Below are 18,011 nucleotides of genomic sequence, written 5' to 3'. Positions count from 1 at the left end.
AGAGAGGTCAGGGAAGTTCCGCATGCCACGTACCGTCCAAGTCCACACCGTCCTGAGCGCCGAGCAGCTCAAGTTCCGCGCGATGCGGGGACGCGAAGGGCTCTCGCAGCTCTTCGAGTTCGAGGTGGACATGGTCAGCACGAGCTTCAGCCTCGACCTGAAGCAGCTGCTCGGCACTTCGCTCACGCTCGAACTGGCCGACGAAGGCGCGCCGCGATTTCTCAACGGCACCGTGGTGCGCTTCGAGCTGGTCGGCCGCGCCAACGAAACCGGCCGCCACTACATCTACCGCGCGCTGGTGCAGCCGTGGCTCTGGTATCTCACGCGCACCACCGATTGCCGCATCTTCCAGAACAAGAGCGTGCCCGAGGTGCTCGACGAGGTGCTGGGCAAGTACGGCTTCCAGTTCGAGAAGCGCCTCACCGGCAGCTACCCCACGTGGGAGTACTGCGTGCAGTACCAGGAGAGCGACTTCGCCTTCGTGAGCCGCCTCATGGAACACGAGGGCATCGCCTATCACTTCGAGCACGCCAACGGCACGCACCTGCTGGTGCTGGCTGACGACAGTGGCAGCTACACCCCCCTGCCCGGCCATGCCAGCATTCCCTACCGTCCGCGCGACCGCGTGCTGAACGCGCTCGAGCCCTGCATCGACCAGTGGCGCGTGACCGAGCAGATCACCTCGGGCCGCGTGATGCTCGACGACTTCGACTTCAAGAAGTCGCGCGCCTCGTTGCAGAGCGTGCAGCAGGACCCCAAGCCGCACGACCATTCGACCTACGAGGTGTACGAGTGGCTCGGCGGCTACACCGAGCACCAGCAGGGCGACAGCTATGCGCGCATCCGTCTGCAGGAGCTGCAGAGCGCGCACGAGCTGGCGGCGGGCCACACCAACGTGGTCGGCATGGCGCCGGGCTACCTGTTCCAGATGACGCACTGCCCGCGCGAATCGGACAACCGCGAGTACCTGGTCACCGAGACCCGCTACGACCTCCAGGAGCCCGAGTACTCCACCGGTGGCAGCAGCGAATCGGTGTGCGAGTTCGATTTCAGCGTGCTGCCGTCGAGCGTGCCCTACCGGCCCGCGCGCAGGACGCCGCGCCCGCGCACCAATGGCCCGCAGACCGCCACGGTGGTCGGCCCCGAAGAGATCTGGACCGACCGCTTCGGCCGCGTGAAGCTGCAGTTCCGCTGGGACCGCTACGGCCAGTCGGACGAGAACAGCTCGTGCTGGGTGCGCGTGTCGAGCAACTGGGCCGGCGCCAACTACGGCACGATGCACATGCCCCGCGTGGGCCAGGAGGTCATCGTCGACTTCATCGGCGGCGAACCCGACCGGCCCATCATCACCGGCCGCGTCTACAACAGCGACCAGATGCCGCCATGGGAGCTGCCGGCCAACGCCACGGCCAGCGGCATCCTCACGCGCTCCAGCACGGGCGGCGCGGCCAACCAGGCGAACATGCTGCGCTTCGAGGACCGCACCGGCGCCGAGCAGATCCTGCTGCACGCCGAGCGCAACCTCGACGTCGAAGTGGAAGCCGACGAAACCCACACCACCGACGGCACCCGCACCACGCTCATCAAGGACCACGAGTCGGCCACCTACCAGAACGGCGAGACGCGCGACATCACCGCCGGTGCCAAGGAAACCATCACCGGCGGCGACACCCGCGACGTGACCGGCGGCTTCACCGAGACGGTGACGGGCGGCGTGAACCAGACCATCTCGGGCGGCAAGACGCGCATGCTCAGCGGCGGGCTGCACGACACCATCACCGGCGGCGTGAGGCTGGCGATCACGGGCGGATTCAACGGCACCATCGACGGCCAGGAGATCCGCTTCGTCAGCGGCGGGCGCAACGACACCATCAACACCTCGAACGACGTGCTGGTGAACGGCCCCTCGACCACCACGGTGACGGGCCCGACGGTGCACACCTCGCCCGACGTCACCTTCAACACCACCAACCACATCCACAACACGACGCAGCACGTCATCAACACCACCATCTACAACACCACGTCGAACACGTACAACAACATCACGAACGACTACACCAACAACTCCGTCACCTACAACAACAACTACGCCAAGAGCGGCGACTGGCGGTTGTTCCGCGCGGGTGGCGTGGGTTTCCGCATCAGCCTGGTGGGCACTTCGCTGGACGTGTGGGGCGCGCGGCTGCAGTACTACGCGGCGCTCAATGCGCAGATCGCCACGGTCAAGATCGACACGGCCTTGTTCTCCATGAAGAACAAGCCGCTCGAAGTCAGCACCAAGGGCCTGGCCATCGCGAACAAGGGCATGCTCATCGCTACTGGCGGGCTGGCGGCCAAGTTCAAGGCGCTGACACTGGTGGCCTGAGAAACGAGATCGATGGAAATACTGTTGTGGATCGTGTTCGCGGTGCTGATGGGCTCGATGCTCGTGGTGGCCCTGTCGGTGGTGATCGTGGCCTCGCGCGAGAACCGCATCTATTCGGCCGAGGCGAAGACATGGCAACGCCTGGCGCAGACCGGCATCCCGGCCGAGGCCGAAGTCCAGTCGCTCAAACGCTCCGAGCATGAGTTGTCGCGCGGTGGTACGCAGGGCCAGACGGTGTATGCCTGCGAGCTCGCGCTGAACGTGTTCGACGGCGACGGCGGCTCGCGTCCCGCCGTGCTGCGCACGCTGATCGACGAAGGACTGGTGCCGCAGTTCGCCCTGGTGGGCAAGCGGGTGCACCTGCTGCGCGACCCGGGCGACGCGTCGGTGCTCGCGATCGATCGGGCGCGCACGCCGCTCGAGATTCCTCGCGCCGGCAGCTGAGCGCCCTTTCCTCGTGAAAACAGTCAAACCCCTTCGGCTGAGCGTGATCACGCGGCCGTTCCTGCGCTCCGGCCACCAGCGGCTGGGCCTCACGGTGATGGGCATGCTGTCGATGGACGACGGCGAAGGCCTCGGCGCCGGCGTGCTGCTGCCCGAAACCGAATTCTGGAACACCGTGTCGGAAGAACTCGGCACCACCGGTGTGCTCGACCTGGGCATGCCCAAGCCCTGCGCGGAGTTCCTGGCCACCGGCCACGCATACACCCGCCACCAGCAGGAAAAGACGGCCTGTGCCGTCGAGGTGCGCGTGGGCGCGCTGGCCAAGCAGCTCATCGTGTTCGGCGACCGCCACTGGATCGACGGCCGGGCCACCGCGCCGCAGCCCTTCGAGTCGATGCGGCTCGACTGGAGCCGTGCCTACGGTGGTCCCGGCTTCGCCGACAACCCGCTGGGCATCGGCCACGCGCCCGAGCTGGTTGCCGACGGCTCACTCGTGCAGCGCCTGCCCAACGTCGAGCATCCGCACCGGCGCATCGATCATCCCTCGCGGCAGCCCGCGCCCGCCTGCTTGGGCGCGATGGACGTGAGCTGGCCCGCGCGCATGCAGCTGATCGGACGGCACTACGACGGCCACTGGCGCGAGAACCTGTATCCGGGCTTCTCGCAGGACATGGACTGGCGCCTCTTCAACGCCGCCCTGCCCGATCAGCGCTGGAGCGACAGCGACCGCATCCCGGGCGGCACGCCTTACGAGATCTGGAACATGCACCCGTCGCAGCCCGTGCAGCGCGGCCTGTTGCCGGACTGGCGCGCGCGGGGCTTCATCGCGCGCAAGACCGCATCGGGCCTCGCCGAGCCGGAGCGTTTCGAGGAAGTCGACCTGCGGCTGACCACAGCATGGTTCTTCCCGCACCTGTCGCAGGTGGCGCTGATCTTCCACGGCGAAACCGCCATCGCCGAGGACGACGCCGCAGACGTCACGCACGTGATGCCGGCGATCGAGGCTGCGTCCGAAGCGCCGCGGCCGCTCGAACACTATTTCGCCATCCTGCAACGCCGCAGCAACCCCGAGACCGGCGGGCTCCACATGTTTCGCGACGACGAGCTGTTGCCGTCCGCCGCCGTCGGCCCCTGGATCGACCAGACCGGCGGCGACGAGGAATCCCCTCTGCTGCGCAACATGCGCGAGCGTGGCCGCACCGTGCGCGAAGACCTGACCCGGCAGGCGCTGGACATCGGCCACAAGCCGCGCCACTTCAAGGAACAGGCCATGCCCGCGCCGTTCACGAAGATGCCGAGCCTGGCAGAGCTGCCCGAGTTCATCGAGCAGACCAAGGTCTACGAGCTCGAGCAGCAGCGCAGGCTGGACCAGGGGCGCCGCGAGCTGGCGCAACTGGGCGAGGCCAACGCCGCCGAGTCGCGCAAGGTGGGCTTCGACACCGGCGAGCTCGTCCGGACCGCCACGCAGAGCCAGGCCAAGGGCCCGCCCGCCTTCGACGCACGCACCGTGGTGCAGGGCATGCTCGGCATCGCCGGTGCCACCGGCACCGCGCCGATGTCGGCGGCGCAGCAGGCGGAACTTGCACAGACCGCCGAAAAAGGCCGCCGCGGCCTGATCGACATGTACCGGCTTGCGGCCCAGCACCAATCGGCCGCCGACACGATGAACACCGAGCAGACGAACGAAGCGCGCCACCGCGTGCGGCAGGCCATGGAAAGCTCGCGCGACCTGTCGGGCCTGGACCTGACGGGCGCCGACCTGTCGGCCATGGACCTGCGCGGTGCCCGCCTGCACCGCACGCTGCTCGAGAGCGCGAACCTGGCCGGTGCCCTGCTCGACGGCGCCGACGCCACCGAGGCGGTGCTGGTGCGCGCGAACCTGCAGGGCGCATCGCTGGCGGGCTGCGTGCTCGATCGCGCCAACCTGAGCCTGGCGCAATGCACGCGCACATCGTTCGCGGGAGCGAAGTTCCACGAGACCGTGGCCGAGAAGACGCGCTTCGACGACTGCGATTTCACTCAGGCCCGGCTCGAGCACCTGAACCTGATGGGCATGCATTTCGAACGCTGCCGCTTCGACGGGGCACGCCTCGACTACGTCACCGTGCTCGAGCAGAGCCGCCTGCACGATTGCAGCTTCCATGCAGCCCGGCTGCACAAGTTCGGCCTGATCTCGTGCGTGGTCTCGCAGCTGGACTTTTCGCACGCCAGCCTCGAAGCCTGCGCCTGGGTGCACACCGGCGGGGACGACGGCATCGTGTTCAGCGGCGCCACGCTGCGGACCACCTGCTTCGTCGGCACCAGCACGCTGCGCACGGCCGGCTTCGAGGATGCAACCCTGGTGCAGTGCAGCCTGCGCGAGATGCCGCTGGAGCACGCGCGCTTCGCGCGGGCCACGCTCGACACCTGCGACCTGTCCTCCTGCTGCCTTGCCGGCGCCAACCTGAGCGCCATCGACGCGCCCGAGAGCCTGTTCATCCGCGCGGATTTCACCCACGCGTCGCTGCGCGGCGCCAACCTCATGCATGCCAGTCTCCAGAAGGCGACGCTGGTCGGAACCGACCTGCGCGACGCCAACCTGTTCCGCGCCGACGTCTCGCAGGCGCTGATCGACACCGTCACCGAAACCCGCGGCGCCTACCTCGAGCAGGCCAAGACCGTCCCGCGCCGCGCGGCGGACCCGGTCCGATGACGCCGGGCGAGCTGGTACGGAAGATCCGCGGCGGCGAGCACATCCAGGGCCAGGACTTCAGGGGCATGGTCATGGACGGCCTCGACCTGAGCGGCGGCGCATTCGGCGAATGCGACTTCTCGGGCGCCAGCCTGGGCGGCGCGCGGCTGACCGAGTCGATGTTCGACACCTGCCGATTCGACGAAGCCACGCTCGACGGTGCCGAACTGCAGCGCGCGGCCTTCCACAAGTGCACGCTGTCCGGCGCCAACCTTCGGCAGGCAGCGATGACGCGCACCGTCTTCAGCGAATCGCAGCTGCAGGGCGCGCAGCTGAGCGGCGCCAGGCTCGACCTGGCGGCCTTTCATCAAAGCGCGCTGGACCGGGCCTACTTCGGCGGTGCCGATCTCACGAAGGCGGTGTTCGGCGAATCCTGCCTCGCCGAGGCGCGCTTCGACGAAGTGGCGCTGCACACCACCGTGTTCTATCGCGCTGCCCTGCGCGGCACCGGCTTCAGGGGCGCCAGCTTTCACAACGTGATCTTCAGCGAGGCCGAACTGGCGGGCCAGGACTTCTCCGCGCAGGACTTCCACCTGTGCCAGTTCATCGACGCCGACCTCACGGGCTGCAGTTTCGAGCGCGCGCGGCTGAGCCAGTGCAACTTCAAGGGCGCCAGGCTCCAGCGCGCGGTGCTGGCCAACGTGCATGCGCCGCAGTGCCTGTTCCCCGAAGCCGACTTGCGCCAAGCCGACGCCCGCGCTGGGCATTTTGCGCAGAGCCTGTGGGTCGATGCACAGCTGGCCGATGCCGACCTGTCCGGCGCGCAGCTCACGCAGTGCGTCTTTCATCGCGCGCGCTGCAACCGCACCTCGTTCGCGCGCAGCGAACTGGTGTACGCCGATTTTTCCTACGCGGACCTCGGCGGCGCCGACATGCGCGGCGCCACCTTCCAGCGCACGCAGCTGCACCGCGCCATGCAGGACGGAACGCGCTGGAGCGACCGCATCGGCGTGCTCGAGAACGACCCCGCGCTGTTCGAGGCCGAGCGCCGCGCGGTGGCGCGCGGCTCCCGGCCGCAACGCGCGGGGCGGGATGCCTTCGGCCGCCCGCTTCGCACCCCCGCCCTACCTTCGGAGGACACCGGTCCATGACCCGCCATGCCATCCGCGAGCAGCGTCCGCTGCCGCCCGTCGACGACCACGAAGGCGAGATGCAGGCCTTGCTGCGAAAGCCGCTGCCCGCCTCGATCGCCAGCCCGCCGCCCTGGACCGGCAGCGCCCTCGGCAGCATCGTGCGCGTGCTGGAAGACGGCCGCTGCATCGTCGAGCCTCAGGATGGCGGCGAGCGCTGGCAATGCCCGCGCGCGGCGAGCTGTCTGCTGTCGCCAGGCGTGGGCGACACCGTGCTCGTGGCCGGACCGCAGCGCGACCACGTGTACCTGATCGCGGTCATCACGCAGGCCGACACGGGCAGCGCGGAGCTGGTCGTGGACGGCGACGTCACGCTGCGCTCGCGCCATGGCAGCGTCGCGCTGCAGGCGCAGACCCGGCTCGCCATGGCAGCACCGGCGCTGTCCCTGCACGCGCAGAAGGCGCTACTCGACGTCGGCGACATGGACTACCGGGGCGCCGAAGTCCGCGTCACCACGCTGGTCGCACGCTTCGTCGGTCGCACCTGCGAGGCGGTGCTCGACCGCCTCAGCGTGCTCACGCGCTCCAGCTTCCGGCTGACCGAGGAGGTCGAGCAGGTGCGCGCCGGGCAGATCGACTACCAGGCCACCGAGACGATGCGCCTGCACGCGAAGAACACGCTCGTGACCAGCAAGGCGCTGGTCAAGGTCGATGCCGACCAGATCCACATGGGCTGAAGCCGGCCCGACGCAACCAGGAAGGAACCAGCCGCATGTTCGCCAACAGCCAGATGATGGGCGTCGACCTCGCGTTTCCCGACGTCTGCAAGACCCCGCCCGCCATTCCCATTCCCTACCCCAATTTCGCGCTCGGCCCCACGGCGATTCCCAACGCCTGGAACATCCTCTACGGCGGCACGCCGGCGCACAACATGGCCACCACCACGCCCATCACCAACGGCGACAACGCGGGGGTGCTCATGGGTGTGGTGTCGCAGACCGTGATGGGTCCGTCGCGCCACATCACCGGCGCCTTCACCGTGCTGCTCAAGGGCACGCCCTGCACGCGCATGACCAGCCTGTCGCTGCAGAACCGCTGCAACATCGTCGGCATGCGGATCGTGCCGAGCCAGTTCAAGGTGCTGGTGCTGGCGGCGTGAAGCCAGGAGGGCTTCGGCCCAGGACCTCGGTCAGACCTTGAACACGCTCACGGCCTGAACCAGGCTGCCCGCCTGCTCCTGCAGCGAGCCGGCGGCCGCTGCGGCCTGCTCCACCAGGGCAGCGTTCTGCTGCGTGGCCTGGTCCATCTGCGAGATGGCCTGGTTGATCTGCTCGATGCCCGAGGTCTGCTCCTGGCTTGCCGCCATGATCTCGCCCATGATGTCCGTCACACGGCGCACGCTGGCGACGATCTCCTCCATCGTGCGGCCCGCCTCGGCCACCTGGTCGCTGCCCGCGCCCACCTTGTCCACCGAGTCGTCGATCAGCAGCTTGATTTCCTTGGCCGCGCCCGCCGAGCGTTGCGCGAGGTTGCGCACTTCCGAGGCCACCACCGCGAAACCACGGCCCTGCTCGCCGGCGCGCGCGGCTTCCACCGCCGCATTCAGCGCCAGGATGTTGGTCTGGAACGCGATGCCGTCGATCACCCCGATGATGTCCACGATCTTCCTGGACGACGCATTGATCGAGCCCATGGTGTCCACCACCTGCCCGACGACGCTGCCGCCGCGCACTGCCACTTCGGAGGCCGACACGGCCAGCTGGTTGGCCTGGCGCGCGTTGTCGGCGTTCTGCTTCACGGTGCTGGTGAGTTCTTCCATCGACGCGGCGGTCTGCTCGAGCGAGCTGGCCTGCTCCTCGGTGCGCGAAGAGAGATCGAGGTTGCCCGAGGCGATCTGGCCACTCGCGGTGGCGATGGTGTCGGTGGAGCCGCGAATCTCGCTCACCGTGCCGGCCAGGCTCTGCTGCATCTGCTGCATGGCGTGAAGCAGGCTGGCGCTGTCGCCCGGCTGCAGTTGCACCTGCACGCCGAGGTCGCCCGCGCCGATGCGGCGCACCACCTCGGCGGCGTAGTCGGGCTCGCCGCCCAGCTGGCGGTACAGGTTGCGCGCCATGGCCCAGGCCATGCCGCCCACCACCACCATCAGCGCGCCGCCGATCGCCAGCAGGATGACGGTGTTGCGCCAGAAGGCCGTGTCGATGTCGTCGATGTAGTCGCCGAAGCCGACGATCCAGTCCCAGGGCTCGAACTTGACGATGGCGTAGAGCTTTTCCACTTCCTGCTTGGCGCCGGGACGGGTGCCGTAGGCCGTGAGCGTGGCCACGGTGTGGCCCGCCAGCGCGGCGCGGTAGCGCTCGCCGGCTTCCTTGCCGCCCTTGGCGTCCACGATGCCCACGCGCTTGGGGTTCGGATGCACGTAGTTCACGTCGTTCGTGTAGCCGCGAACGAAGAAGTAGAGCTCGTCCTTGCGCAGGCTGCCGATGAGCTTCTTCGCCTCCTTCTGCGCCTGGTCTCGGGTGAGCTCGCCGGCCTTTTCCTGCTCGTGCAGGCGTTCGAGCGAGGCATTTGCGAGCACCACCAGCGTGGAGAGCTGCGCGGTGCGTTCCTTCATCATCGCCTGGCGCAGGGTCGACAGCGAAACGGAGGCGAGCACGACCATCCCGATCAGGGCGGCGGTACACAGGAGAAGGATGCGGGTTCGTAGCTTCATGGACAGCGGTGACAGCAAGAGTTGGGGACTTCTGTCTTATCGGCAGCACCGCGGGAATCTTGAGCCCTGAGGGCCTTCCCGACTCAGCGCTCGCTGAACCAGTGCTCGGCGAAGCCCTGGCGCTTCACCGGGTCGAACTCGCTGAACCTGAAGCTGGCGAGTGCTTCGGTGCTGAACGGGTCTTCGGCGAAGAATGCCTGCAACGCCTCCAGCGAGGCCGCGCGCGCCAGCATGAAACCGCCGGTCGCCGGCACCTTCGGTCCGGAACACAGCAGCAGGCCGGCTTCGTAGCCCAGCTGAAGGTAGGCGCGATGGGCGGGCACCGACGACTGGATGCGTTCCAGCGGCACGAGGTAGTTGATCTCGACGATGAAGTGCTTCAAGGACGCGTGGCCTGCAAGGCTTCCGGATGGGCGACGCGTACGTCAAGCAACCGTCATGCCAACGCGCCGCTGCGGTCGCGGTCGTTCGACTGCAGCAGCACCGAAGCGATCAAGGCGTGGCGACGCACTGCCAGGCGCTCAGGGCCTGGGTGGCGGGAATCTCGCCCGAAGCGTTGCGCGCGAGCAAAGGCGCGCCGCCCCGCGCCTGGTCGTCGTGCACCCAGCGGTCGAGGTCGGACAGCGCATTCCAGTTCAGCTGCAGGGGCGTGAGGCCCAGCCTCTTGAGCAGCGAATCGGTGTTGTAGAAGCCGTGGCTGTAGTTCTCGACGAAATAGGCGCGCACGGCGTTGCGGACATCGGCCTGCGTGACCTTCCCGCCAGCCGGCAGCTCGTTCAGCTTCCTGACGAACTCGCCGGCCTGCGTGCAGGGCACCATGAAGTCGGAGGTGCCCTGGTAGATGATGATCTTCTTGCCCTTCCCGCCTTCCTTGCGCTGCCGCGCTGCCGCGTCGAAGAACCTGGCGAGGTCGCCGGGCGTGACGTTCCAGACCGGCGCCAGCTCGTCGAGCAGCCGGGCGTAGCCGTCATGGTCCGCGCCCGATTCGACCGCGACATCCGCCAGGTGCCTCGAGGTCGCGCCCAGGCCGTCGCTCAGGGTCTGCGGCGAGACGTCCTGGCCCAGGAGGCTGGTCAGCATGGCCGCTGCGCCGCTCCAGTTGACCACCCAGTCGTTGACCACCGCCGGAACCTGCAGCGTCTTGAGCAGGTTGGTCTCGTCGACGGGCGGCGCGCCCGCGACGATGCCATCGTAGGCGTCGGGCCAGTTGGCCATGGCCTTCAGCGCCTGCCTGCCGCCGGTGGAAATGCCGACGAAATAGGTGTCGGTGGGCGTCGTCCCGGTCAGCTTCTTCAGCAGGTACATCCCGACGTCGAGCGACTTCTTGATCGAGTCCTGCCCGAAGTTCCTCACCATTTCCTGCCTGGCGACGTCGGCAAGCTGCCTGCCGGGCCGCACGAAGTCGGGATCGAAGGCCCCGTTCGAGCCGTCGGCCCCGGCGTCGCTCAGGACCACGGCGTAGTTCGACAGGGCCGGCCCCTGCAGCGACGGTGAGTACTGGAGATTGGTCTGCATGCCCGTCTGCACCACGTCGGCCTTCCAGGCGAAGCCGCCGCCGCCGAGCTGCACGAACTTCCCGTTCCACAGGGCGGGAATGTAGATCTGGTAGTTGATGTCGCGGACACGGAAGCTCGGGTCCTTCACCGCCGGATCGATGCCCCCGGGCGAAGTCGGCTGGATCGTTCCCTTGACCAGGCAGTAAGCCGGCAGCGCAAGCCAGACCTGCTCGACCGAGGTGATCCTGAAGCCGCCGGTTCTCGGGGAGGGAAACCGGGCGCTGCGGAAATCGTTCAGGACGGCGTCGCCGTACTGCGAGCCGTCGAGCTGGTTGGAACAGGTCCGCACGAGGGTGTTGGAGATGTCGGTGGCCGCATGGGCCCACGACATGATTCCTCCGAGAGCGAGAGCTGCAAGGACCGGGCGGATCGGCCGCCGTCCGTTCAGGAAGCCGGGATGGTTGGTCTTGTTCAAGATTTGTCTCCAGCGTTGTCGATCGGAATTCCACGAGATCCACCCCCTTTTTTCCCCGGGGTGGAACCATGCCTTCTTCGGGAGGCCTTGAAATTCTGGATCGCGCCGGAGCGCGCCGCGCTATCCGTGCAGCGCCATCCGGATGACCTTCGGGGCAGCCGGTGAAGCGGTCGCCACCCCACCGTCACCTCCCGCCGTGCGGGTGAGCCTGCCCCACCTGGCCGCGTGCTTCACGGTTTGCCGCCGCGCCCACGCATGCCTGCGATTCACAGCGGCAACACGTCCGCAGTGCGGCCGGCGCCGAGCCAGGCCTCGAATTCGTCCGACAGGCGCTGCGCCTCGCGCGTGGCCTTGCCCCAGGCCGCGATGCGCGCCTGCGCGTCGTTGGCGAAATGGATGAAATCCTTGCGGTCGGGCAGCTTGCCGTTGGGCAGCGAACGCACCCAACCGGGATCGGGCGCGACCACCACCATGCGGTCGAGGAAGCCGCTGGCCTTGTGACGCCAGCGCAGGCCCTTGTCGAGCCAGCCCGGCACCACGGCCTGCTGGAAATGCGGGTAGAGCACGATGCCCTGGTCGGCGGGCTGGTAGTCCAGGTGCAGGTGGTAGTCGGTGATGCCGCCGTCCCAGTAGGCGCCGCGCGGCGCGCCGGGAATGTCGTGCACCGCCGCCAGCAGGAACGGGATGGAGCACGACGCCTGCAGCACCATGTTGAAGTTGGCCTCGCTCAGCGCGTGCTGGCGCGTGCGGAAGTCGCGCGTGCCGAAAGGCAAGGCCGCCCCGGGCGTGGAGAACACGCAGCGCTCCAGCCAGGCGCCCAGGCTCTTGCGGTGCAGGCTGTTGGTCGCGAAGGCGCCGAGGTAACCCACCGGCGTGCGCGCCCTGCCCTCGCGCCCGAGGATGTGGCGCCCGCGCGAGGTCACCACGTGCAGGCGGTAGCGCGGATGCGCCAGCACCTCGCCGATGCGCCCGCCGTAGAACGCATCGAGGCTTTCGGCGAAGCGCTCGCTGAGCTGGCGCGGGCTGAGCCGCTTCTGGCCGGGCGGCACCTCGAACTGCTGGTGCACGTAGTCGTGCTCGAAGCGCGCGAAGGCCGCGTCAGGGTTCGACAGGCAGGCCGTCGACAGCCGCCAGGCGCCGATCGACGCGCCCACCAGGTGGACCTGCTGGCTCGACTGCGGCAGCCAGCGGCCGAAGATGAAGCGGTCGAGCGGTCCGAGGATCAGCCCCTTGGGACCGCCGGCCGCGCCGGGCACTGTGCGCACGTCCTGCGGGCGCAGGCCGTGCTGTTCGATGTGCTTGCGGGCCGCGGGGCCGGCATAGATGCGCAGGGCTTTCATGCCGCGAGCCTCAAGCAGGAAATGTGCGTGCAGCCTACTTGCGCAGGCCCTGCAGCTTGGCGAAGGCATTGGCCATCTGGCCGGCCGGCTGCGGTGTGCTGTCGCGGCGGCCGTGCTGCTGCTGGCCGCGGCCTGCGCCTTCGAAGCGGTTGTCGCGCGGGCCGTCGCGCCGCGCGGGTGCGGCATCGAGCTTCATCGACAGGCCAATGCGCTTGCGTGCCACGTCCACTTCCATCACCTTGACCTTGACGATGTCGCCGGTCTTGACGACTTCGCGCGCGTCGTTCACGAACTTGTGGCTCAACTGGCTCACGTGGACCAGCCCGTCCTGGTGCACGCCAAGGTCGACGAAGGCGCCGAACTGCGCCACGTTGCTCACCGTGCCCTCGAGGATCATGCCCTCGACCAGATCGGCGATGTCGTCCACGCCGTCGTTGAAGCGAGCCACCTTGAAGTCGGGGCGCGGGTCGCGGCCGGGCTTTTCCAGTTCGCCCAGGATGTCCTTGACCGTGATGACGCCGAACTTCTCGTTGGCGAACAGCTCGGGCTTGAGGGTCTTGAGCATCTCGGCGCGGCCCATCAGCTCGGCGATGGGCTTGCCGGTCTTCACGATGATCTGCTCGACCAGCGGATAGGTTTCGGGGTGCACGCCGGTGACGTCGAGCGGGTCGGCACCGCCGCGGATGCGCAGGAAACCCGCGCTCTGCTCGAACGCCTTGGGGCCGAAGCCGGTCACGTCGAGCAGCTGCTTGCGGGTCGAGAACGCGCCGTTGGCTTCGCGCCAGCGCACCACGGCCTTGGCCACGCTGCCGGACAGGCCCGACACGCGCGACAGCAGCGGCACGCTCGCCGTGTTGAGGTCGACGCCCACCGAGTTCACGCAGTCTTCGACCACGGCCTGCAGCGTGCGCGCGAGCTCGCTCTGGTTGACGTCGTGCTGGTACTGGCCCACGCCGATGCTCTTCGGGTCGATCTTGACGAGCTCGGCCAGCGGGTCCTGCAGGCGGCGCGCAATGGACGCAGCGCCGCGCAGGCTCACGTCGACGTCGGGCATTTCCTGCGAGGCGAACTCGCTGGCGGAGTACACCGAGGCGCCGGCCTCGCTCACCACCACCTTGTCGACCTTGATTTCCGGTGCGCCGGCCTGCGCGGCCATCTTGGCCAGCAGCTTGATGAGGTCGGCGGCCAGCTTGTCGGTCTCGCGGCTGGCAGTGCCGTTGCCGATGGCGATCAGGTTCACGCCGTGCTTGGCGCACAGCTTGCCCAGGGTGTGCAGCGAGCCTTCCCAGTCCTTGCGCGGCTCGTGCGGGAAAACGGTCGCAGTCTCGACCAGCTTGCCGGTCGAATCGACCACCGCCACCTTGACGCCGGTGCGGATGCCCGGGTCAAGGCCCATCACGACGCGCGGGCCGGCCGGCGCGGCCAGCAGCAGGTCGCGCAGGTTGTCCGCGAACACCTTGATGGCGACCTTCTCGGCTTCTTCGCGCAGGCGGGTGAACAGGTCGCGCTCGGTCGACAGCGCCAGCTTCACGCGCCAGGTCCATGCCACGCACTTGCGCAGCAGGTCGTCCGAGGGGCGTGCCGCGTGGCTCCAGCCCAGGTGCAGCGCGATGCGGCCTTCGGCAACGCTGGGTTTGCCCGGCTCGGGCTCGACCGGCAGCACCAGCTTGGCGTCGAGGATGTCGAGCGCGCGGCCGCGGAACACGGCCAGCGCGCGGTGCGACGGTACCCGTCCGATCGGCTCGTCGTATTCGAAATAGTCGCGGAACTTGGCCACGTCGGCGTTGTTCTCGTCCTTGCCTGCCATCAGGCTGGACTTGAGCAGGCCTTCGTTCCAGAGCCATTCGCGCAGGCCCTGCACCAATGCGGCGTCCTCGGCCCAGCGCTCCGAGAGGATGTCGCGCACGCCGTCGAGCACGAGCGGCACGGTGGAGAAATCGGGACCCGGCTTGCCGTCGTCCAGCGTGGTGGCAGGCTGCAGGAAGGCCTTGGCTTCCACGGCGGGGTCGAGCGTGGGGTCGGCCAGCAGCTTGTCGGCCAGCGGCTCGATGCCGAATTCGCGGGCGATCTGGCCCTTGGTGCGGCGCTTCTGCTTGAAAGGCAGGTACAGGTCTTCGAGCTCCTGCTTGGTGGGCGCGAATTCGATCGCGGCGCGCAGTTCGGGAGTGAGCTTGCCCTGCTCGTCGATGGCCTTGAGCACCGCGCCGCGGCGGTCCTCGAGTTCGCGCAGGTAGGAAAGGCGGGCTTCCAGTTCGCGCAGCTGCACGTCGTCGAGGCCGTCGGTGACTTCCTTGCGGTAGCGGGCGATGAATGGAACCGTGGCGCCTCCGTCGAGCAGTTCGACGGCGGCCTTCACCTGGTTCTCGCCGACCTTGATCTCGGCGGCGAGCTGGCGAATGATTTTCTGCATGCTTGAGCGCGTCCCTGGCAAAGCGCGGGAGTTTGCCATAGGCGCAGACGGTGCCGCCCGGGCGCCCGGCGCGCGGTGTTACAGCATGCTTTCGGCCTGTGGCCGGGTGCTTTGCGGCTCGTCGGCCGCGGCCTTGCACGGCACCACGAGACGCACGCAGAGACCGTACGGCGCGATGCCCATGATGTCCAGCTCGCCGCCGATGGCCTCGGCGCGCGAGTGCATGCTTCGCAAGCCCTTTCCGAGGTTCGTGGGCGCCGGCAGCTCGGGCGAGCCTGCAGCCTGCGGCTGCAGGCCGCGGCCGTTGTCGCGCACCTCGATCGACAGCGCCCTGCCCCTGTCCTGCGCCGCGACGCGCAGTTCGACGCGGCTGGCGCGCGAGTGGCGCAGCGCATTCGACAGCGCCTCCTGCGCCACCCGGCAGACCTGCGTGGCCGTCTCGGGCGGCAGGTCGAGCGCCTGGGCCTCGGCGGAGATGTTCCATTCGAGGGCGATGCCCATGCGCTCGAAAGCCGGGCGCAGTCGATAGCGCAGGTGGCCCAGCCGCTCCAGCACGGTGGCATGGGTCTGGTCGTCCAGGCCGTCGACCGTGAGCTGCAGTTCGAGCAGGCAGGCCTGCAGCGCCATCGCGAGGCTGTCGGGGCCGCTCGCCTTGGGGTCCTGGCTTGCCAGCAGCGCCACCAGCCGGGACCCCACGCCGTCGTGCAGGTCGTTGGCGATGCGCCGGCGTTCGTTCATCACGGCCTGCACCTGCCGCAGCCGCGCCGCGCGGCGCTGTGCGACGTACCAGATGCCGAGGATCGTGCCGAGCACCAGCACGTTGAACACCTGGAGGGCCCAGAAAGTGAACGGCATGTCATCCGCCATGAAGGAGATGGCCGAGGTGGCGCGAAGCACCTGCGCCGCCACCGGCGTCAGGTGCAGCGCCCCCGCGAGCACGGCCCACATGAGCACGCGCCGGCGCGAGATGCGCGCGCGCAGCCACATCAGCAGCATGCCCCAGGTTCCGATCGACAACCACACGAACTGGTCTTCCAGGAAGTGCGGAATCTGAAGGACCTGCGGCGCGAGCATGAGACGGCCTATAGAAGACCCCGGTGCGAGGCGAAGCTCACCGCCTGCGCACGTGTATGGGCGTGCAGTTTCCTGTAAATGTTCTTGACGTGGGCATTGACCGTCTGGGCGCTGATGGTGAGCTGCAGAGCGATCTCCTCTGTAACGTACCCTGTCGCTACAAGTCGCAACACTTCACGCTCCCGCGCCGACAAGGTCGCCTTGCTCTCGGGCGGCCGCACCGGGTTGACGTTGGTGCGCTTGTGGTCGAGGTGCACGAGCAGGCGTCGCGCCAGCCGCGGCGTGATGGCCGCTCCGCCGTTGACCACCTGCAGAACGGCCTGCGCATAGCTCTGGAACCACGCATTCTTGACCAGGTAGCCGGAGGCGCCGAGCTCGAAGGCATGCAGGACCTGGGGTTCGTCCTCGAGCGCGGAGATGACGATGATCTCGGCGGCGCTGCGGTGGCGCTTCGCTTCCTCGATCAGCTCGAACCCGCTGCCGTCGCCGAGGCGGATGTCGACCATCAACACGTCGAACTCGTGCTGCATCAGCAGCCGCCGGCCTTCGCGCAGGGTGCCGGCCTGCCCTTCGAGCTGGATGCGCAGGTCGCCGAGGAGCTCCTGGGCGATGACGCGGCGCACAAACGGGTCGTCGTCTACCAAGAGAACGCGTACTGGTTTGGTTTGCTGTCCGGTGAGGAAATCCGGCCAGGGCAGCGTGTCGGCGGAGGGTGACAACAGCCCCCCGAATTGACCAGGGTTCGAGTACTTCCTAGCCCCAGTACCAACTTCTGTCAACGAAATGTCGAGTTCGCTTTCCATTCCAACCCCTTTGTGACAATTAAAACCCCGTGTTCGTGTCCAAAAGTTAATTCATTTCTACTCAGATTTTGAGTTTCAGCTTTTTTGATTACTTCGGTTGCATTTTGTTGCTGATGGGCTTTACTGTCCAACAAAAGTGCTAGTTTCTGCATATTTCCTCGGATGGTGAAGCGGTTTCTTGTGAGCACACGCAACCTGCCCCGGCATGCCTTTCGCCATAGCCTCGCACTACCTAGAGCAGGGCATTTTTCATTGCCGGCCCGACGCAGAAACTGCACCCCGGTCGTCGCAGAAACATCCGATTCGGCGTCACAGACCGCGAACTGATGGCCGGAGGGGCCGGCGATCAGATGTGTTCCACAAATCCATAGAGGCAGCATCATGAAGAAGACTCTCATCGCGATCGCAGTGGTTCTGGTTGGCGGCGTTGCTTCGGCAACGGGCAGCTCCGCCATCGCAGCCACCTCCACCACGACCGGCTCTTCGAGCTCGGCGGGCTCTTCGGCCGCCAGTTCCGGAACGGGCAGTGCACTGAGCTACAACGCCGCGAACTCCGGTTCGTCGGCCAACGCCAGTGCCTCAGGCAGCGCATTCGCCGTTCCGGGCTTCGCCATCGGCGGCGCCTCGGCGAACGGTTCCGCCACCTCCACGGGACGCGTGACCAGCATGGCCCTGACCACCGGCAACGGTGCCGCAACAGGCGGTGCCAATGCCCAGGCCAATGCGACCTCGTCCGGCAATGCCAACTACTCCGCGGGTGGAATGACCCACGTGAGCGGCAGCGCAGGCGGCGCCGCATCCTCGAGCACCAACAACACGGCCGCCACGGCGGCAGGTCCTGGCGGCGGTCTCGCCGTGGTGACCCGCACGTCGACCACGACCTCGGGCTACAACGCCTCGTCGGGCGCCGTCAACGGCCCGATCAACGGCACCTCGACCTCTGCAACCGCAGGTTCGAACGGCGGCTCGTTCGGCGTGAGCAACTTCGCCTTCGGCAATGCAGGCGGCTTCACCAACGGTGGCGGCACCGGTGGCTCCGCCGCTTCCAGCGCGACCGCATCGGCTCCCTGAGCCTCGCACGCATCGGTTG

At 67.9% G+C, this 18,011-nt stretch carries 15 protein-coding genes; 7 read left to right on the top strand and 8 right to left on the bottom strand.

All coding sequences use genetic code 11. The features are described 5' to 3' along the window. Window positions 1-22 precede the first annotated feature (22 nt). From AACL56_RS15340 to AACL56_RS15315, 6 genes are read left to right on the top strand one after another with little or no spacing between them, the layout of a single operon-like run. A complete protein-coding gene (locus tag AACL56_RS15340) occupies window positions 23-2,368 on the top strand; it encodes a type VI secretion system Vgr family protein (RefSeq protein ID WP_339090664.1) in 2,346 nt (781 codons plus the stop codon). Between the two features lie 12 nt (window positions 2,369-2,380). Beyond that, window positions 2,381-2,812 (top strand): hypothetical protein, encoded by a 432-nt coding sequence (locus AACL56_RS15335; protein WP_339090663.1) that lies wholly within the window; start codon window positions 2,381-2,383, stop codon window positions 2,810-2,812. Window positions 2,813-2,825: 13 nt separating this feature from the next. Further along, window positions 2,826-5,504 carry a DUF2169 domain-containing protein gene (locus tag AACL56_RS15330; protein ID WP_339090662.1) on the top strand — a complete coding sequence of 893 codons (2,679 nt, stop codon included), beginning with the start codon at window positions 2,826-2,828 and terminating at the stop codon, window positions 5,502-5,504. After that, window positions 5,501-6,634 (top strand): pentapeptide repeat-containing protein, encoded by a 1,134-nt coding sequence (locus AACL56_RS15325; protein ID WP_339090661.1) that lies wholly within the window; start codon window positions 5,501-5,503, stop codon window positions 6,632-6,634. Before AACL56_RS15330 ends, AACL56_RS15325 begins: the two co-directional genes overlap by 4 nt. Continuing rightward, on the top strand, window positions 6,631-7,350 hold the full coding sequence (locus AACL56_RS15320) for a DUF3540 domain-containing protein (protein ID WP_339090660.1): 720 nt from the start codon (window positions 6,631-6,633) through the stop codon (window positions 7,348-7,350). Before AACL56_RS15325 ends, AACL56_RS15320 begins: the two co-directional genes overlap by 4 nt. Before the next feature lie 35 nt (window positions 7,351-7,385). After that, window positions 7,386-7,772: a DUF4150 domain-containing protein gene (locus tag AACL56_RS15315; protein WP_339090658.1), complete on the top strand. Its 387-nt coding sequence runs from the start codon at window positions 7,386-7,388 to the stop codon at window positions 7,770-7,772. Between the two features lie 30 nt (window positions 7,773-7,802). Here the strand turns inward: AACL56_RS15315 and AACL56_RS15310 are convergent, their stop codons facing one another. The 8 genes from AACL56_RS15310 to AACL56_RS15275 all read right to left on the bottom strand — a co-directional run bounded on the left by AACL56_RS15310 (window position 7,803) and on the right by AACL56_RS15275 (window position 17,304). Next, on the bottom strand, window positions 7,803-9,323 hold the full coding sequence (locus AACL56_RS15310) for a methyl-accepting chemotaxis protein (RefSeq protein ID WP_339090657.1): 1,521 nt from the start codon (window positions 9,321-9,323) through the stop codon (window positions 7,803-7,805). A gap of 83 nt (window positions 9,324-9,406) precedes the next feature. Then, window positions 9,407-9,706 carry a YciI family protein gene (locus tag AACL56_RS15305; RefSeq protein ID WP_339090656.1) on the bottom strand — a complete coding sequence of 100 codons (300 nt, stop codon included), beginning with the start codon at window positions 9,704-9,706 and terminating at the stop codon, window positions 9,407-9,409. Window positions 9,707-9,815: 109 nt separating this feature from the next. Beyond that, window positions 9,816-11,294: a tannase/feruloyl esterase family alpha/beta hydrolase gene (locus AACL56_RS15300; RefSeq protein WP_339090655.1), complete on the bottom strand. Its 1,479-nt coding sequence runs from the start codon at window positions 11,292-11,294 to the stop codon at window positions 9,816-9,818. 266 nt (window positions 11,295-11,560) lie between these two features. Continuing rightward, window positions 11,561-12,634, bottom strand: coding sequence for a phospholipase (locus tag AACL56_RS15295; protein WP_339090653.1), 1,074 nt, complete (start codon window positions 12,632-12,634; stop codon window positions 11,561-11,563). A gap of 34 nt (window positions 12,635-12,668) precedes the next feature. Continuing rightward, on the bottom strand, window positions 12,669-15,044 hold the full coding sequence (locus AACL56_RS15290) for a Tex family protein (protein WP_339090652.1): 2,376 nt from the start codon (window positions 15,042-15,044) through the stop codon (window positions 12,669-12,671). A gap of 78 nt (window positions 15,045-15,122) precedes the next feature. Beyond that, window positions 15,123-16,118: a sensor histidine kinase gene (locus AACL56_RS15285; protein WP_339090651.1), complete on the bottom strand. Its 996-nt coding sequence runs from the start codon at window positions 16,116-16,118 to the stop codon at window positions 15,123-15,125. 8 nt (window positions 16,119-16,126) lie between these two features. After that, window positions 16,127-16,921: a LuxR C-terminal-related transcriptional regulator gene (locus tag AACL56_RS15280; protein ID WP_339090650.1), complete on the bottom strand. Its 795-nt coding sequence runs from the start codon at window positions 16,919-16,921 to the stop codon at window positions 16,127-16,129. Beyond that, complete coding sequence (locus AACL56_RS15275) at window positions 16,894-17,304, bottom strand: hypothetical protein (RefSeq protein WP_339090649.1); 411 nt, start codon at window positions 17,302-17,304, stop codon at window positions 16,894-16,896. The genes AACL56_RS15280 and AACL56_RS15275 overlap by 28 nt, the downstream gene beginning before the upstream one ends. Between AACL56_RS15275 and AACL56_RS15270 the strand changes: the two genes are divergently transcribed. Beyond that, window positions 17,303-17,992 (top strand): hypothetical protein, encoded by a 690-nt coding sequence (locus AACL56_RS15270; protein WP_339090648.1) that lies wholly within the window; start codon window positions 17,303-17,305, stop codon window positions 17,990-17,992. The genes AACL56_RS15275 and AACL56_RS15270 overlap by 2 nt on opposite strands. Window positions 17,993-18,011: the final 19 nt, after the last annotated feature.

This window comes from Variovorax paradoxus, from assembly GCF_902712855.1.
Classification (GTDB): Bacteria; Pseudomonadota; Gammaproteobacteria; order Burkholderiales; family Burkholderiaceae_C; genus Variovorax; species Variovorax paradoxus_Q.
Note: the sequence above shows the minus strand (reverse complement) of the source record. Positions and strands in the feature narration are given on the sequence as shown.

What these genes read in the sequence shown, in the direction of transcription:
- AACL56_RS15340 (WP_339090664.1), top strand. Translation starts at nt 23, where the DNA reads ATGCCACGTACCGTCCAAGTCCACACCGTCCTGAGCGCCGAGCAGCTC.
- AACL56_RS15335 (WP_339090663.1), top strand. Translation starts at nt 2,381, where the DNA reads ATGGAAATACTGTTGTGGATCGTGTTCGCGGTGCTGATGGGCTCGATG.
- AACL56_RS15325 (WP_339090661.1), top strand. Translation starts at nt 5,501, where the DNA reads ATGACGCCGGGCGAGCTGGTACGGAAGATCCGCGGCGGCGAGCACATC.
- AACL56_RS15320 (WP_339090660.1), top strand. Translation starts at nt 6,631, where the DNA reads ATGACCCGCCATGCCATCCGCGAGCAGCGTCCGCTGCCGCCCGTCGAC.
- AACL56_RS15315 (WP_339090658.1), top strand. Translation starts at nt 7,386, where the DNA reads ATGTTCGCCAACAGCCAGATGATGGGCGTCGACCTCGCGTTTCCCGAC.
- AACL56_RS15310 (WP_339090657.1), bottom strand. Translation starts at nt 9,323, where the DNA reads ATGAAGCTACGAACCCGCATCCTTCTCCTGTGTACCGCCGCCCTGATC.
- AACL56_RS15295 (WP_339090653.1), bottom strand. Translation starts at nt 12,634, where the DNA reads ATGAAAGCCCTGCGCATCTATGCCGGCCCCGCGGCCCGCAAGCACATC.
- AACL56_RS15290 (WP_339090652.1), bottom strand. Translation starts at nt 15,044, where the DNA reads ATGCAGAAAATCATTCGCCAGCTCGCCGCCGAGATCAAGGTCGGCGAG.
- AACL56_RS15285 (WP_339090651.1), bottom strand. Translation starts at nt 16,118, where the DNA reads ATGCTCGCGCCGCAGGTCCTTCAGATTCCGCACTTCCTGGAAGACCAG.
- AACL56_RS15280 (WP_339090650.1), bottom strand. Translation starts at nt 16,921, where the DNA reads ATGGAAAGCGAACTCGACATTTCGTTGACAGAAGTTGGTACTGGGGCT.
- AACL56_RS15270 (WP_339090648.1), top strand. Translation starts at nt 17,303, where the DNA reads ATGAAGAAGACTCTCATCGCGATCGCAGTGGTTCTGGTTGGCGGCGTT.
- AACL56_RS15275 (WP_339090649.1), bottom strand. Translation starts at nt 17,304, where the DNA reads ATGATGCTGCCTCTATGGATTTGTGGAACACATCTGATCGCCGGCCCC.